The sequence below is a fragment of the Flavobacteriales bacterium genome, assembly GCA_016713875.1.
In the GTDB taxonomy this organism is placed as follows: domain Bacteria; phylum Bacteroidota; class Bacteroidia; order Flavobacteriales_F; family PHOS-HE28; genus PHOS-HE28.
This window is the reverse complement of sequence record JADJOI010000003.1, coordinates 1,171,665-1,186,309: the sequence shown is the minus strand read 5'-3', so window position 1 is coordinate 1,186,309 and position 14,645 is coordinate 1,171,665. Positions and strand designations below refer to the sequence as shown.

The 14,645-nt window shown below is 66.3% G+C and carries 8 protein-coding genes; 6 read left to right on the top strand and 2 right to left on the bottom strand.

The features are described from left to right. Positions 1 to 3 precede the first annotated feature (3 nt). From coaBC to recN, 3 genes are all read left to right on the top strand, one after another. On the top strand, positions 4 to 1,209 hold the full coding sequence (gene coaBC, locus IPJ87_06515; protein ID MBK7941513.1) for a bifunctional phosphopantothenoylcysteine decarboxylase/phosphopantothenate--cysteine ligase CoaBC: 1,206 nt from the start codon (positions 4 to 6) through the stop codon (positions 1,207 to 1,209). Between the two features lie 2 nt (positions 1,210 to 1,211). Then, positions 1,212 to 2,255 (top strand): DUF4835 family protein, encoded by a 1,044-nt coding sequence (locus IPJ87_06510; protein MBK7941512.1) that lies wholly within the window; start codon positions 1,212 to 1,214, stop codon positions 2,253 to 2,255. A gap of 122 nt (positions 2,256 to 2,377) precedes the next feature. Then, entirely contained in the window at positions 2,378 to 4,030 is a 1,653-nt protein-coding gene (recN, locus tag IPJ87_06505) for a DNA repair protein RecN (GenBank protein MBK7941511.1), read from the top strand. Positions 4,031 to 4,088: 58 nt separating this feature from the next. Here recN and IPJ87_06500 read toward each other — a convergent pair whose 3' ends face one another. Together IPJ87_06500 and IPJ87_06495 are read right to left on the bottom strand one after the other, a co-directional pair. Then, positions 4,089 to 5,534: a T9SS type A sorting domain-containing protein gene (locus tag IPJ87_06500; GenBank protein MBK7941510.1), complete on the bottom strand. Its 1,446-nt coding sequence runs from the start codon at positions 5,532 to 5,534 to the stop codon at positions 4,089 to 4,091. After that, the gene (locus IPJ87_06495; GenBank protein MBK7941509.1) at positions 5,531 to 9,820 is read right to left on the bottom strand and encodes a hypothetical protein; all 4,290 of its coding nucleotides are present in this window, start codon (positions 9,818 to 9,820) and stop codon (positions 5,531 to 5,533) included. The genes IPJ87_06500 and IPJ87_06495 overlap by 4 nt, the downstream gene beginning before the upstream one ends. 248 nt (positions 9,821 to 10,068) lie before the next feature. Here IPJ87_06495 and IPJ87_06490 point away from each other — a divergent pair, with 248 nt between their 5' ends. Genes IPJ87_06490 through IPJ87_06480 form a run of 3 tightly spaced genes read left to right on the top strand, consistent with a single transcriptional unit; the run spans position 10,069 to position 14,642 of the window. After that, on the top strand, positions 10,069 to 10,884 hold the full coding sequence (locus tag IPJ87_06490; protein ID MBK7941508.1) for an enoyl-ACP reductase: 816 nt from the start codon (positions 10,069 to 10,071) through the stop codon (positions 10,882 to 10,884). A 37-nt stretch (positions 10,885 to 10,921) separates the two neighbouring features. Further along, a complete protein-coding gene (locus IPJ87_06485) occupies positions 10,922 to 12,388 on the top strand; it encodes a hypothetical protein (GenBank protein MBK7941507.1) in 1,467 nt (488 codons plus the stop codon). A 46-nt stretch (positions 12,389 to 12,434) separates the two neighbouring features. Further along, positions 12,435 to 14,642, top strand: a complete 2,208-nt coding sequence (locus tag IPJ87_06480; protein ID MBK7941506.1) for a tetratricopeptide repeat protein — start codon at positions 12,435 to 12,437, stop codon at positions 14,640 to 14,642. Positions 14,643 to 14,645 lie beyond the last annotated feature (3 nt).

Genomic DNA, 14,645 nt, shown 5'->3' with positions numbered 1-14,645 from the left:
CCCATGTCCGCCGCGCTGCCTCGCCGCATCCTGCTGGGCGTCACCGGTGGCATCGCCGCCTACAAGTCCGCCCTCCTCGTCCGCGCCCTGGTGAAGGCCGGTGCCGAGGTGCAGGTGGTGATGACCCCCGCGGCGCACGACTTCGTGACCCCGCTCACGCTCAGCACCCTCAGCGGCCGCCCGGTGCTCACCGACCTGTTCGTGCGCGACGGCAGCGGTCGCTGGAACGATCACGTGCACCTGGCCCGCTGGGCCGACGCCCTGCTGGTGGCCCCCGCCAGCGCCAACACCCTGGCCAAGATGGCCCACGGGCAGTGCGACAACCTGCTGCTGGCCTGCTTCCTCAGCGCCACCTGCCCGGTGTTCGTGGCGCCCGCCATGGACCTGGAGATGTGGCGCGACCCCGCCACGGGCCACAACCTGACCCTGCTGAAGGAACGCGGCGTGCGCGCCATCGGGCCGTCACATGGTGAACTGGCCAGCGGGCTGGTGGGCGAGGGGCGGATGACCGAGCCGGACGAGCTTGTCCACGCCCTACAGGAGGCCTTGATCGGTGCTTCGCCCTGGGCCGGACGCACCGTGCTCGTCACCGCCGGGCCCACCCAGGAGCCCATCGATCCCGTGCGCTACATCGGCAACCGGAGCAGCGGCCGCATGGGCTTCGCCATCGCCGAGGAGGCCGCCCGCCGTGGCGCCCGCGTGCAGTTGGTGACCGGTCCGGTGCAGCTCACCGCCGCCGCGGCCGGCATCGTCCGCACCGACGTGGGCACCGCCGCCGAGATGGCCGAGGCCTGCAAGGCCATCGCCCCACAGGCCGATGTGGTGGTGATGAGCGCCGCCGTGGCCGACTTCCGGCCGGCCGCCCCCGCCACCCGCAAGGTGAAGAAGGGCGAGCCGCTGGACACGCTGGCCCTGGAACCCACCGAGGATATCCTGGCGTGGATCGGGGCCCACCGCCGGCCCGGCCAGCTCATCGTGGGCTTCGCCCTGGAGACCAACGACGGCGTCGCACACGCCCGGGGCAAACTGCAGCGCAAAGGCCTCGACCTGGTGGTGATGAACACCCTGGAGGATGCCGGCGCCGGCTTCGGCCACCCCACCAACCGCGTTACCTTCATCGCCCCGGATACCGATCCACAGCCCCTGCCGTTGATGAGCAAGTCCGACGTGGCCCGGGCCCTGTTGGACCGCCTTGAAGCCCTCCTCTGATCATGCGAACGATCGCACCCCTTCTGCTCCGCGTCGCCCGGCGCTTCTTCGGCTCTTCGATCGTGGTCCTTGTTCCTTCCGCCATCCCGAAACCCGCCGCTGGCTTCCGACCGCCGGCCGCCAGCCGCCTGCCCCTAGCCCTGCCCCTAGCCCTGCCCCTGGTCCTGCTCCTGCTTCTGCTTCTGCCCCTGACCTCCCCCGCGCAGGAGTTCAACTGCTCGGTGAGCGTCATCGCGCCCCAGATCCAGAGCACGCCCAAGCGCATCTGGCAGAGCATGGAGACCGCCATCCGCGAACTGATGAACACGCGGCGCTGGACCAACCGCAACTTCACCCAGCAGGAGCGCATCGAGGTCAACATGCTCCTCACCATCAACGAGCAGGAGGGCCTGGACCGGTTCAAGGGCACGCTGCAGATCATCTACGCCCGGCCCGTGTACGGCACCGACTACAACAGCCCGGTGATCGACCTGCTGGACAACGACGTGGCCTTCAACTTCCTGGAGAACACCCAGATCGACTTCAGCCCCGACCGCTTCACCAACAACCTGGCGAGCATCATGGGCTTCTATGCCTACTTCATCCTGGGGGTGGACGCGGACACCTTCAGTCCGATGGGCGGCAGCGAGTATTACAACGTGGCACAGGTGGTCGTGAACAACGCGCAGAACGTTTCGGAGCCGGGCTGGAAGGCCTTCGAGGGCACCAAGAACCGCTATTGGCTCCTGGACAACCAGCAGCAGGCCGTGTTCCGGCCCTTCCGCCAATGCCTCTACGATTACCACCGCGAGGGCTTCGACCGCATGAGCACCGAGATGGATGCCGCGCGCAAGGCCGTGGCCTCCTCCATCGAGAGCCTGCGCACCGTGCACCAGGCCAAGCCCGCCAGCTACAACCTGCAGGTGTTCTTCAACGCCAAGGGCAACGAGCTGGTGGAACTGTTCAAGCCCGTGCCCGCCCAGGAGAAGACCAAGCTCTTCACCACGCTGCAGATCGTGGACCCCGGCAACATCAGCCGGTACCAGAACATGATGAAGGGGAGTTAGGGAGGGGGCTCATGTGCTCATGTGAGCATCCCGCGGGGCGGGACAGGTCGTGAACAGGGGCCCACGGGCCGACCGGTGCGCGGGACTATCTTGGCCGACAAGGGATCGACGACCTCCTCGACATGCTGCACCGGCTCCGCATCACCAACTACCTGCTGATCGACCAGCTGGAACTGGAGCTGGCGCCTGGCCTCACCATCATCACCGGGGAGACGGGCAGTGGCAAGAGCATCCTGATCGGTGCGCTGGGACTGGCCATGGGCGAACGGGCGGATGCCGGCCTGGCGCGTGATCCCCGCCACCGCTGCGTGATCGAACTGGAGCTGGACGGTGCCGCGCCGTGGATCAACGGTTGGTGCCTGCAGGCCGGCGTACCCGTGGAACACCCGCTGATCATCCGCCGTCAGCTGGAACCGGGCGGTCGCAGCCGGGCCTTCGTGAACGACACGCCCGTGCGGCTGGAGCAGCTGCGCGACCTGGGCGAACGCCTCATCCACGTGCACAGCCAGCACCACACGCTGCTGCTCAACGATCCGCGCTTCCAGCTCGGCCTGGTGGATCAGGTCGCAGGGCATGCGAAGGCCGTCACCGCCTACCGCGCCGATCACCGCGCCTGGCGCGCCGTGGAGGAGGAGCTGGCCCGCGCCCGCGCCGAGGAGGAACGCGCCCGCACCGAACTGGACTACCTGGCCTTCCAGCTGGACGAACTGGACCAGGCGCAGCTGACCGACGGCGAACAGGAGGCCCTGGAGGCCGAACTGGACCGTGCCGAGCATGCCGGCGAGCTGCTCACCGCCCTGCAGCGCACCGAGCAGGCGCTCACCGGCGAGGGGGGCGTGGTGCCCGGCCTGTCCGCTCTGCGCCAGCACCTGGCCAAAGCCGCCCGGCACGATGCGGGGCTGGCCGCCCTGGCGGACCGCATGCACGCTGCGGCCATCGAACTGGGCGACATCGCCGGCGATGCGGATCGGCTGGCCACCACCGTGCGCCTGGACCCCGCCCACGCCGCCCGCCTGCGCGAACGGCTGGACCTGCTGCTGCGGCTGCAGGTGAAGCACCGCGTGAAGGGCAGCGCCGAATTGATCGCCCTGCGCGAGGACCTGCGCGCACGCCATGGCCGCATCGGCACCCTCGGGGAGCGCATCGGCGCCCTGGAACACCAGGCGGCGGGCATGCGCCAGCACGTGCACGAGACCGCCCAACGCCTCAGCGCCGCCCGCCGCGAGGCCATGCCCCAGCTGGCCGTGGAGGTGGTGGCCGCCCTGAAGAAGCTGGGCATGCCCCACGCCCGCTTCGCCTTCGAGCACCACCCCACGGAACCCGGCCCCGACGGCATGGACGCGGTGCACGCCCGCTTCAGCGCCAACAAGGACCGCGCGCCCGAGCCCTTGGAGAAGGTGGCCAGCGGCGGTGAACTGGGCCGCGTGATGCTCGCCCTCTTGGAGCGCAGCGCCGAAGGGCTCGGCCTGGGCTGCCTGGTCTTCGACGAGATCGACACCGGCGTGAGCGGCGAAGTGGCCGACCGCGTCGGTGAACTCATGGCCGCCATGGCCCGCCGCCGCCAGGTGATCGCCATCACCCACCTGCCGCAGATCGCCAGCAAGGCCGACGTGCACCTGCTGGTGCACAAGGACCACGAGGCCGAGACCGTCACCACCCACATCCGCCCGGTGCTCGCCGACGAACGTGTGGAGGTGCTGGCCCGCATGCTCAGTGGCCGCAAGACCACCAAGGCCGCCCTGGAGAACGCCAGGGAGCTGCTGAAGGGGAGGTGAGGGGGGCCTTCAACCGGTCAGCGGCCCAGTGGGTGACCGGTCATGTTCAAGGTGCCACTTACGGCTCCACGATCAGCGTACGGCTCCATCGGCGGTGGGTTTGATCGGTGATCTGGATCACGTATGGTCCGGCGGGCAGGCCGGCGAGGTCCAGGACGGCCTCGGTGCCTTGGTGGGCGGAGCGGTAAACCTCGCGGCCGGTGACATCGAGCAGGCGCAGCTGGTAGCTGCCCGGCCGGGCCCACCGCACCGTGGTGCTCGTGTGGGCCGGGTTGGGGAACAGCTCCACCTGCAACGGCTCCTCGCGCTCCCACACCCCCACATCCAGCCCGTACAAGCGGCTCACGAAGCGCTGCTGCGGGTCGTTGGTGGTGCCGTCGTCGCAGCCGATGTAGGCGCCGTAGATGTACCAGTTGCCATTTTGGTCGGGGACCATTCCAGCGGTAGCGTGGAGAGGATAGAAACCGTCGTCGTATATCCCGCAGCCATCTCCGGTGAAGGCGTCGTTGGACAGGTGTCCATTGCTATCGAGCAGAGCAATTCCACTTCGCGGCTCCCCGTCAACAGACGAGAAATTACCGTGCAGAACCAGACGATCATCGGGCAATACTGTGTGCCAAAGACCGCCGTATGCACCAAAGAGATCCCTTGGTGCATTGAGGACATTGTTGAAGGTCGAGTCGAGTGAACCATCCGGTAGAAGCCTGACGAACTGCAAGGTGTCGTTCCCCACATTCGGAAGAAAATATCCCGAGGCCAGCATACGTCCCCCGGGTAGCGGTGTGATCGCTGTGGCCATGCCCCACACGAAAGGCACATTGAACGTGGTATCGCGCTCGCCATCGGGGTGCAGGCGCAGGATGCAGGGCGCTGGTTGGCCCTCGTAGGTGCTGTAGATGCCGCTTACAAGCAGCTGGCCACCGGGCTCCACGGCCAGGGTGTAGATGGCGTTGTTGCACTTACGGTGGTGCTGCGTGGTGTCGAGGTAGCCGGTGTTGCTGAACCAGATGAGGCTGTGCAGGCCGGTGTAGCCACGGATGGTATCCTCCAAGCCATGGAGGCCGGACATGAGCACACGACCATCCGGGTACACGTAGTAGTCGCCACCTTGACCAAGGTTGAAATAGGGTCCTTGGCTGATCGTTATGAACGTAGTGTCCCGGACCCCATCCAACCACAAACGCCGAACGCCATTCCCGTTCTGAACGTAGATCCTATCACTCCACCGGGTGAGTTTTCCGCCCATTTGTGCGTACGTATTGAAGCTCATGTCGCGTGACCCATCCGGATACAGACGAGCACCTGCTTTTTCGTCCCACGGTGGATCGCCAGGGAAGTAGATCTTACCGGAGACAATGACTTTGCCATCCTCCATGACCAGGATGGAGTTCACATTCTTCTTGACGATCGTAGAGCGGAACGATGTATCCAAGGCAAAGGGCGCTTGGGCATCGCTCGTGTGGGCCGCGCAAAGCGCGGCCCACACGAGAACGACGCGGTTCATCGCTGTGCGATGAGTTTAGCGGTGGCCACCAAGGCCCCACCGTTCAACAACTCTATGGCATAACTGCCAGCTTCCACGTTGCGGCAGTCCCACAGTACTTGTTGCTCCGATGCCCCGACTTGGCTTTGCCATACTAGGCGCCCCATCACGTCACGCACCAACAATTGCGCGTTGGCCGGCGGTTTGTTCAAGCGCACAGTGAAAGCCACCCACGCGCTGGCCGGATTTGGGGTGACCGAAAGATGTGGTGGCACGGTTTTATCGGCGACGTGTTGGCCTAAGAAACTGGGTGTGCGGGTCCCATCGCCCCCGGTCAATGGCGATCGGCAGCGGTCGTAGCCGAAGCAGAGCAGGTTCTGCGCCCAGGTGGCCGGTCGGTCGTAGGCCCCATCGACAAGGGCCTCCAGCTGGTCCTGTTCGGTGGTGGTCAGCTGGGCCATGCTGCGGTCGTCACCGAACACCCCGGCGCAAAAGGTGATGAGGTCCAGCATGCGCTGGCGCTCCGCCAGGGCCGCCTCGTGCTGCACGTGCCCATCCGTCAGTTCCTCCACTGCATCCTCCGCAGCGGTCGTGTTCCCCTCTTGGATGTAGGTCAAGGCCTCGGCATAGCGCGCTGCCGGGGTGCGCACCTGTTGCCAGGTCCAGCGCAGGCTGTCCACATGCTCGTAGAGCGTGTCGTTGCGCCAGTGGTCCAGCAGGACATGCGCGTGTCCGGTGAGCGCGGCATGATGAACGCCCATCTGGCTTTCCAGGCTATACCGGTAGGTGGTCTCGTCCCAGCTCGCCACCACACTGGCCAGAAGGAATTCAGGCAGAGGGTAGCCGCTCTCCACCTGCATCCATTCGATGAACCCGCTCTGGTGCGTAGCCTCCGGGTTGGCAATGAGCACTTCGGCCACCATGGCTGCGGGCATCACATTCCGCAGGACCATCTCCTGCAGGGCCGTCACGCTCAGGAAAGGGCTTTTGGCCAGCAGGTAATCGCGCAGCTCCCACGCGTCGGACGGCCAGGTGGCCATGATCTCGTCCACCACATCATCCGTGCTGCCGCCGTCGAGGAGCTGGTCATAGAGATACCGCGTGTTGCCGTAGGCGATGAGTTCGGTAAGCAGGGCGGTCTTGGCCTCCTCGGCCTCGGTGAGCGAGCGCACGCCCCGCGGGCGGTAATTGCGTGCTGGGCAGGGCACGGCAGGCTCGGTGGTGGCCTGCTGCAGGGCGACGGGTGAGGCGGGGTCGGTCGTGTAGCAGAGTGGTTCGGCCTGGGCGTTGGTCCCGTGGATGTACCGAAGCACCCCGTTCGGACTCGTGCGTTTGTAGTCGCCTTCTGGATCGGTGCAGGTCTGATCGAAGACGTTAGCCGCCGGTGCGTCCATTTCACCCTGGTTCGTGCGCATGGTGTGTTCTTGGCTGTGGAATAGATCACTGGTCACCTGCCTGTCCCAGAAGTTGAAGGCATTGCCATCGTTGGTGTTGCACAGGTATTGCAGCCCGATGGTGTTGGTGAGGTAGTTGGCGGCATCCGCACAGAGGCCCTCTCCGATGAAGCCCACCTCCAGGCCGCTGGCGGTGTTGCGCCGCACCTTGTCGTTGTGGTCGCGGGTATAGCCGATCACGATCCCTTCGGTCTGTACGTAGGGGCCCGCCTGAGTCACGGTGTTGTCCTCGACGGTCATGCCGTAGCTCTCTGTAGAAAATATGCCGCGGTGGTAATCGAACCAGTAGAATTCAGCGGGGAAGTTCGTCAGGTCCGTCACCACGCTGTTGCCCAGCTCGAAGTCGCTGCGTGTCACGCGGTAGCCCACCACCCCGCTGGCGTACACCCCGCACACGTTGGCGGTGAAGGCGGCGCGGTCCACCACGAAGGCACGGCTGGTGAGGCTGGTGAGGGCGTGGATGCCGTGGTCGAGGCCGGCGAAGGTGCTGGGGCTGTAGCTGCCGGCGGGGCATTCCTGGCCAGCCTGCACCAGCACGTTGCATTTCTCGCGCACCTCGTAGTGGGCATCGAGGCTGTAGATGCCGTAGCCGCGTTCGTGGCTGTTGGTCTCGGTGCTGCGCGCATTGGTGAAGGTGCAGCCGCTGAAGAGCAGCCCGTCCACCTGCCACAGGCTGGCGTGGTGGCGGAAGTCGAGGGCCACGGGGTAGTTGGCATCGATGCTGAAGGAGCAGCCGGTGAAGCGGCCGCGGTTGCGCACGGCCAGGCCGGTGCCGGGCTGCGTGCCCTGGTAGGGCAGGTAGCGCAACGCCGTGCGGCAGTTGCGGAAGCTGGTGTTGGCGCACACCACCACCCCGCCGCTGCGGAAGCCGTTGATGCCGCCGCCGATGCGCTCGGCGGTGAGGATGCCGTCCTGGGCGTGGTACACCTGGCAGCCGTGCAGCACCAGTTCGCCCTGGAAGGTGGGGTGCGAACCCCCGTACTGGTGCTGGGTGATGGTGCCGTGCACCTCGATGCCCTTCCACTGCTCCCCGGGGCACGCGCTGGTGAAGGTGCAGTTGGTGCAGGTGAGGCTGGCGCCGGGTTCGATCACCAGGGCGGCGTCGGCGCTGAAGGCGAAGGTGAGGTCCTGGGCCGTGATGTGGGCGCCGGGGGCCAGCCGGAGTTCCTGGTTGAAGAGGATGGGCGCGTAGGTATCGCAGAACGGATTGCTACCCGGTGACCAGTTCGACGCACCTGCTTGGATCGTGCGCGAGTCGTCCTTGGCAACGAGCAATTGTGCGCAGCAGCCTGGGCTCCGCAACTCATCGAGATGCCTGTCGCCGCGTACCCTGCTGTTCAATAGTCGGTATTCAACCCCGTCCAGAAAGGGCCGGGTGGCGGGCTGCGCGATCGCGATCACGGGGTCATCCCAGTTCGCTGCGTTGGGCTGGTCGGGGTCCCTCAGGCAGGCGAGGCGGTAACCGCCAAGACCGTCGGCCAGCACCGCATAGACCGCCCACCCGTTGCCATCCGGGGCGATATTGAGTTCGATCTCACCGTCAACCGTGGGCAGGCTGCCTGGTTGCCCGTTGAGGATCAGCCACTGTACCGCGGATCCGATCCCCGCGTCCAGGTCGATGTAGCCCAAATGGGATGGGGATGTGTTGCTGGTCGAGGATTTCTGGAAATAGATGTATCGACCATTGGGGGAGAATTCGAGGCCACTGCAGCGCGGTATGTCGATCGGTGTGCCGTAAGGGTCGGTGGGCGCTGGTGTATAGTCCACCGTATAGTTATCGATCTGGTACAGTCTGGGCCACGTGGGGTCCGCCACCTGGGGCAGGGTGGGCGGAGTGTTCTGCAATCCGCTGAGGTCGAATCGCCAAACCCCTACACCGACGATGTTCACATCAGGCATAGGGTCCACGAACCGCAGGGCATGGCTGTACGCCACGACCAGTTCGCTGCCGTCCTGCTGCACCTCCAGCTCGCCCTTGGCCGATCGGGTCCTGTCGAGCAGGCCGGCCGCGATCACATCCTCGGTGCCAAGGTATCGAGGACCGGTCGGGGTCCACAGAAGTTTGGTCAGGTGGTCCTCCGAGTTGATGACCATCACCTGAAGGTCGCTGTTCTGCAAGCGCACCACATCCATGTGGATCGCGTCGGAGTAATTCTCATCGTCGAGCGGTAGTTCTATCCGATGCATGTAGAACAACTGGGGTGTGCCAATCGTGTTGAGCAGACCGTCCACCGTCGTTCCTACAGTCGGAGTGGAAAAGTCAAAGTCATCGAGATACGCGTTATCGCTGGGACCCATGAAGCGGCCCATGACGCTGATGTTGTTCGTCGTGTAGTACACCAGATCGGATGGGAGGGTCAGATCCAACACCCCGAAGTCGATGAACATCTCCTGGTTCTGGTTGAACTGGCGGGTGGTGACCACGTAGAACCGAAGGCAGCTCCCAGGCACAGGGAAGAACAGGATCTCGCTCGAGCCCTTCTCCAGACACACCTGGCAGTCCGCATCGGCCTCATCCGCCAGAAGCCGACCCTTGCGATCATAAATGCGCCCATCCACGGCGAAGAACAGCACGTCTCCGGCCTCGTCCACCTGCACGTTCTGGGAGAACTGAGCCACCTGGCCCTGGTATTCGTACTGATCATCGATGAGCGGGTCATCGCATTGCGGGAGGTTCCGGAGCACCGGACCATTCTGGGTCACCGTGCGGAAGTCGACCACCTGTCCGCCCATCATCCATAAGGGATCAAGGTCCTGTGCGTGCAGACCATGCACGAAGATCCGGTCAACTACAGGGGGGGGGGTAAGGAAAGCCGCCACCAGAGCGGCTTTCAGCGGTAGTGTCCGTTCCATGGCCATTGGGTTGAGGTGATCGGATGTACTGAAGGACGGTTGAAGGTACAACGATAGGGGCCCTGGTCCTTCGGGCGACCGATGTTCCCACCCAAGTTCCGGCCCGCATATACCGGTCCGGACCAGCATGGCGCAGAAAGGGGGGAGGTGGTAGGGGGGGCTCCGTGAGAAAGCGCGCGAGACACCGGCATCACCCCCGCCCGGCCGGTCCCGCCCGAACGGCTATTTTCGCCCCTCAACCTGCATCCATGGCCAACGGACTCCTGAACGGCAAGCGCGGCATCATCACCGGTGCCCTCAACGACCAGAGCATCGCGTGGAAGGTGGCCGAGCTGGCCCACGCCGAAGGCGCGCGCTTCGTGCTGACCAACGCGCCGGTGGCCATGCGCATGGGCGAGATCAAGAAGCTGGCCGACGCCACCGGCGCCCCGGTGATCCCCGCCGACGCCACCAACGACGCCGACCTGGAGAAGCTCTTCACCGAGAGCACCCAGCAGCTGGGCGGACCGGCCGACTTCGTGCTCCACAGCATCGGCATGAGCCCCAACGTGCGCAAGGCGCGGCCCTACAACGACCTCAACTACGACTGGTACAAGCAGACACTGGACGTGAGCGCCATGAGCCTGCACCGCATGCTGCAGGCCGCCGAGAAGGCCGGCGCCCTCGCCCACGGCGGCAGCGTGGTGGCCCTCACCTACATCGCCGCCCAGCGCGTGTTCCCCGACTACGGCGACATGGCCGACGCCAAGGCGTTGCTGGAGAGCATCACCCGCAGCTGGGGCTACCGGCTGGGCCGCGAGAAACGCATCCGCGTGAACACCGTGAGCCAGAGCCCCACCATGACCACCGCCGGCAGCGGCATCAAGGGCTTCGACGGCTTCTTCGGCTTCGCCCAGGCCATGAGCCCGCTGGGCAACGCCCCCGCCGAGGACTGCGCCCGCTTCTGCCTGGCCCTGTTCAGCGACCTCACCCGCTACGTCACCATGCAGAACCTCTACCACGACGGCGGGTTCAGCACCACCGGCGTCACCCCCGAGGTGATGGCCAAGTTCACCGGCGCGTAGCGCGCGTGCGCTGCGCGGGTCCCATCCCTTCAACCCCATGCGCTTCCCCGTTCGCCTCCTTCCCGCGTGGGCCGGCCTGCCGCTGGCCCTGGCCGCTTCGGCCCAGACCGAAGGGCCGTCCTTCACCGTCACCGGCGCCGGCATCGCCACCACGCTGGCCTCCGACTACCAAAGCATCGGCATCAACCCGGCCAACCTGGGCTGGGACCTGAAGTACGAGGACCCGCGCTTCGTGTTCGGGCTGCTGGAGGGCGCGTACTCCATCCACACCACCGGCGTGTCGCGCAAGGTGCTGCGCCGCGACATGCTGCGCGACTTCGACCGCACCTTCACGGGCAACGAGCAGGCCGCGGCCGCGGACAACTTCGGCGAGGCCGACCTCGCGCTCAACGCGGACGTGCGGCTGCTCGGCTTCAGCTTCCTGAACGACGACGCCGGCGGCTTCGCCATCAGCATCGGCGACCGGTTCCAGTGGGACAGCTACTACAACGGCACCACCAGCGACCTGCTCTTCCTGGGCCGGCGCGCGCCCTACTTCACGCACCTGGAGCTGGCCGACGGCACGGTGATCGCCAACCGACCGGATCTCGGCGCCGACACCCTGGCCCTGGTGCGCCGCGGCTTCGTGGAGCCCGGCGAGGGCCGGCGCATCAGCCAGCTGATGGACGACACCCGCATGACCCTGAGCTGGACGCGCGAGTACGCGTTCTCGTGGGGGCGCCGCCTGTTCACCACCGGCACGGTGGAGTGGCACGGCGGCATCGGCTTCCGCTACCTGCAGGGCTTCGCGCACATCGACATCGGCGAGAAGGACGGCCGCTGGCAGGCCTTCAGCGCCCTGAGCCCGGTGTTCGACGTGGACTACGGCACGGCGGCCAGCAGCAACCCCAGCACCGTGGGCGGCAGCGGCCTGCGCAGCGTAGGCCGCGGCTTCAGTGGCGATGTGGGCCTCAGTGCGGTGTACAAGGACCGCCTGAAGGTGGGGGTGGCCGCCACAGGGTTGGGCTCCATGACGTGGGACGGCAACGCCTACAGCGCCAAGGACGACACGCTTTACACGCTGGACAGCCCGGGCTTCACCAGCTACAACTTCTTCGACCAGGCCGAGGTGATCACCTCCGAGCTCGGCATCCTCAACTGGGAGGGCCTGGCCGAAAAGCGCGTGGCCACGCCGAGCATGCTGCGGATGGGCGCCAGCTATGTGGTGCCGGACAAGGCCGAGGTGGGCCTCGATGTGGTGCTGCCGCTGAACGATGTGCCCGGCAACCTCGCCAAACCCCAGTTCAGCCTGGGCGGTGAGTACAGCCCGGTGAAGTTCCTCACCCTGCAGGCCGGGGTGGTCACCGGCGGCAACTACGATACCCGCCTGCCGATGGGCCTGCTCTTCCGCCTGCCGTCCGGCCAGTGGGAGGGGGGCTTCGCCAGCCGCGACGTGCTGTCCTTCTTCAGCCAGGACACGCCCACGGTGTCCCTGGCCATGGGCATCCTGCGCTTCCGCATCTGACCGGAGGGTGGCGCGGCATGCCGGGTCGGGCCTAACTTCGGCGGCCATGCTCGGAAGCACGCGTTCCTCCCTGTTCCTGCTGCTGGCCCTGGGCCTGTTCGTCACCGCCCAGGCCCAAAGCGGCAAGGCCTTCTTCAAGGAGGCCGAAGCCCTGCGCCAGGCCCAGCAGCTCAGCGAAGCGGTGGAGAAATACGGCCTGGCCATCCAGGTGGAGCCCGGCATGGTGAGGGCCTACCAGGCCCGCGCCGAGGTGTACACCCTGTTGGACCGCACCACCGACGCCGCCGCAGACCTGCGCAAAGTGCACGAACTGGAGCCCGGCGATGCCGGCCATGCCGCCCGGGCCGCCCGCGCCTACCTCGACCTCGGTCGCCCGCAGGAAGCCCTGGACCTGTGCAACAAGGCGCTGGCGACCGACCCCAAGAGCATGGAGGCCCTGCAGACCAAGGTGCGCGTGTCCCTGGCGCTGAACGACCTGGACGGCGCCGCTGCGGCCAGCGATGCCGCCCTGGCGCAGAAGGGCACCACCGACACCTACTACCTGCACGGCCTGGTGCGCATGGCCCAGCGCGACTACCGCACCGCGGAGACCGATCTGGAGCGCGTGATCGAGTGGAACTACCTGTACGAGGACGCCTACGTGGCGCTGGCCGAGGTGCAGCTGAAGTTGTACGAGCAGTACACCGGTCCCACCATGCAGCTGCGCACCCTGGACAAGGCCGTGGAGCGCACCACCACCGCCCTGGAGCTGAACCCGCGTAGCACCGCGGCCCTCTTCACCCGCAGCAAGGCCTTCGCCCTGCAGAAGGAGTACGCCAAGGCCATCGACGACATCAGCAAGGTGATCGCCAACGGCCGCACGGACGCCGAGGTGTACCGCCAGCGCGCCCGCTACTACAACGGCTATGGCCAGCAGCAGAACGCCGTGAACGACCTGAACCGCGTGCTGCAGGAGCAGCCCAAGGACGTGAACGCCCTGCTGCTGCGCGCCGAGTGCAAGGAGGCCAACGTGGACCTCGAGGGCGCGCAACGCGACCTGGACCTGGCCGCCAAGGCCCTGCCCGAGGGCATCAACGCGGAGGGGGTCACAGCAGCGGACATCCAGGAGCGTCGCAAGCGCGTGGCCGATGCGCTCTTCGAGTTGAACCGCGAGGAGGACCCGCCGGTGATCACCCTCGTGGAGCCCAGCCGCACCGGCGAGGTGGTGCAGGTGAGCAATGCCCTCCGGCAGGTGAAGGTGACCGGCCACGTGCGCGACCGCAACCTGCTGAAGGCCATCCGCGTGAACGGCACCGAGGCCGACTTCGCCCGGGATGAAAAGGATCCGGAGTTCTTCACCAGCATCCCGTTGGGCCCCGCCGACGAGCGGCTCACCGTGGAGGCCGAGGACGTGTACGGCAATATCGCCACGGTGACCCTGAAGGTGGAACGCACCGAAGATGTGGCGCCGGAGTTGGCGGTGACCTCTCCGGACCTCGGGGCCGATCGCATCATCACGGTGGCGGCCGACCGCGAGGACCTCTTCATCGAGGGCGTGGCCAGCGATGCGAGCATCATCCGCAGCGTGACGGTGGATGGCATCGTGGCCAGCTACGTGCCCGACACCAACCGCACGGAGTTCAGCATCAAGCTGGTGATCGCCGGCAAGGACCGGTTCACCGTGCGGGCCGAGGACCGCTTCGGCAACGCCAGCGATGTGGTGGTGCAGATCCAGCGCAAGGCGGCTCCCGCCCCGCGCCCCGTGGAGCCCGCCGTGGTGGCCGACCGACCTGCGGACAAGCCCGTCGAGCGCCCGGCCGACAAGCCCGCAGGGGGCACTGCGGTGTCCTCCGGCACCACCTGGGTGGTGTACATCGAGAACAGCGAGTACCGCAGCTTCCCCGCGCTGCAAGGCCAGGGCGGCGATGCGGCCAAGATGCAGAAGGCCTTCGCCAAGTACAACGTGCAGAGGACCATCACCAAGAAGAACCTCTCCAAGCAGCAGCTCGAGCGCTTCTTCAGCACCGAACTGCGCGACCTGGTGCGCAGCAACAAGGTGAACACCGTGCTGGTGTGGTACGCCGGGCACGGCCGCACCGTGGGCGGCAAGAGCTACTGGATCCCCGTGGACGCCAAGAAGGACGACATCTACACCTTCTACAACTACGGGCCGCTGAAGAACCTCATCCAGAACTACAGCGAGTCGGTGACCAACACCCTGGTGGTGAGCGATGCCGCCGGCTCGGAGGCCAGTTTCTACGACCTCACCCGATAGCCG

Coding starts and splice junctions, on each gene's coding strand:
- IPJ87_06490 (MBK7941508.1), top strand. CDS start 10,069: ATGGCCAACGGACTCCTGAACGGCAAGCGCGGCATCATCACCGGTGCC.
- IPJ87_06480 (MBK7941506.1), top strand. CDS start 12,435: ATGCTCGGAAGCACGCGTTCCTCCCTGTTCCTGCTGCTGGCCCTGGGC.
- IPJ87_06500 (MBK7941510.1), bottom strand. CDS start 5,534: ATGAACCGCGTCGTTCTCGTGTGGGCCGCGCTTTGCGCGGCCCACACG.
- recN (MBK7941511.1), top strand. CDS start 2,378: ATGCTGCACCGGCTCCGCATCACCAACTACCTGCTGATCGACCAGCTG.
- IPJ87_06510 (MBK7941512.1), top strand. CDS start 1,212: ATGCGAACGATCGCACCCCTTCTGCTCCGCGTCGCCCGGCGCTTCTTC.
- coaBC (MBK7941513.1), top strand. CDS start 4: ATGTCCGCCGCGCTGCCTCGCCGCATCCTGCTGGGCGTCACCGGTGGC.
- IPJ87_06485 (MBK7941507.1), top strand. CDS start 10,922: ATGCGCTTCCCCGTTCGCCTCCTTCCCGCGTGGGCCGGCCTGCCGCTG.
- IPJ87_06495 (MBK7941509.1), bottom strand. CDS start 9,820: ATGGAACGGACACTACCGCTGAAAGCCGCTCTGGTGGCGGCTTTCCTT.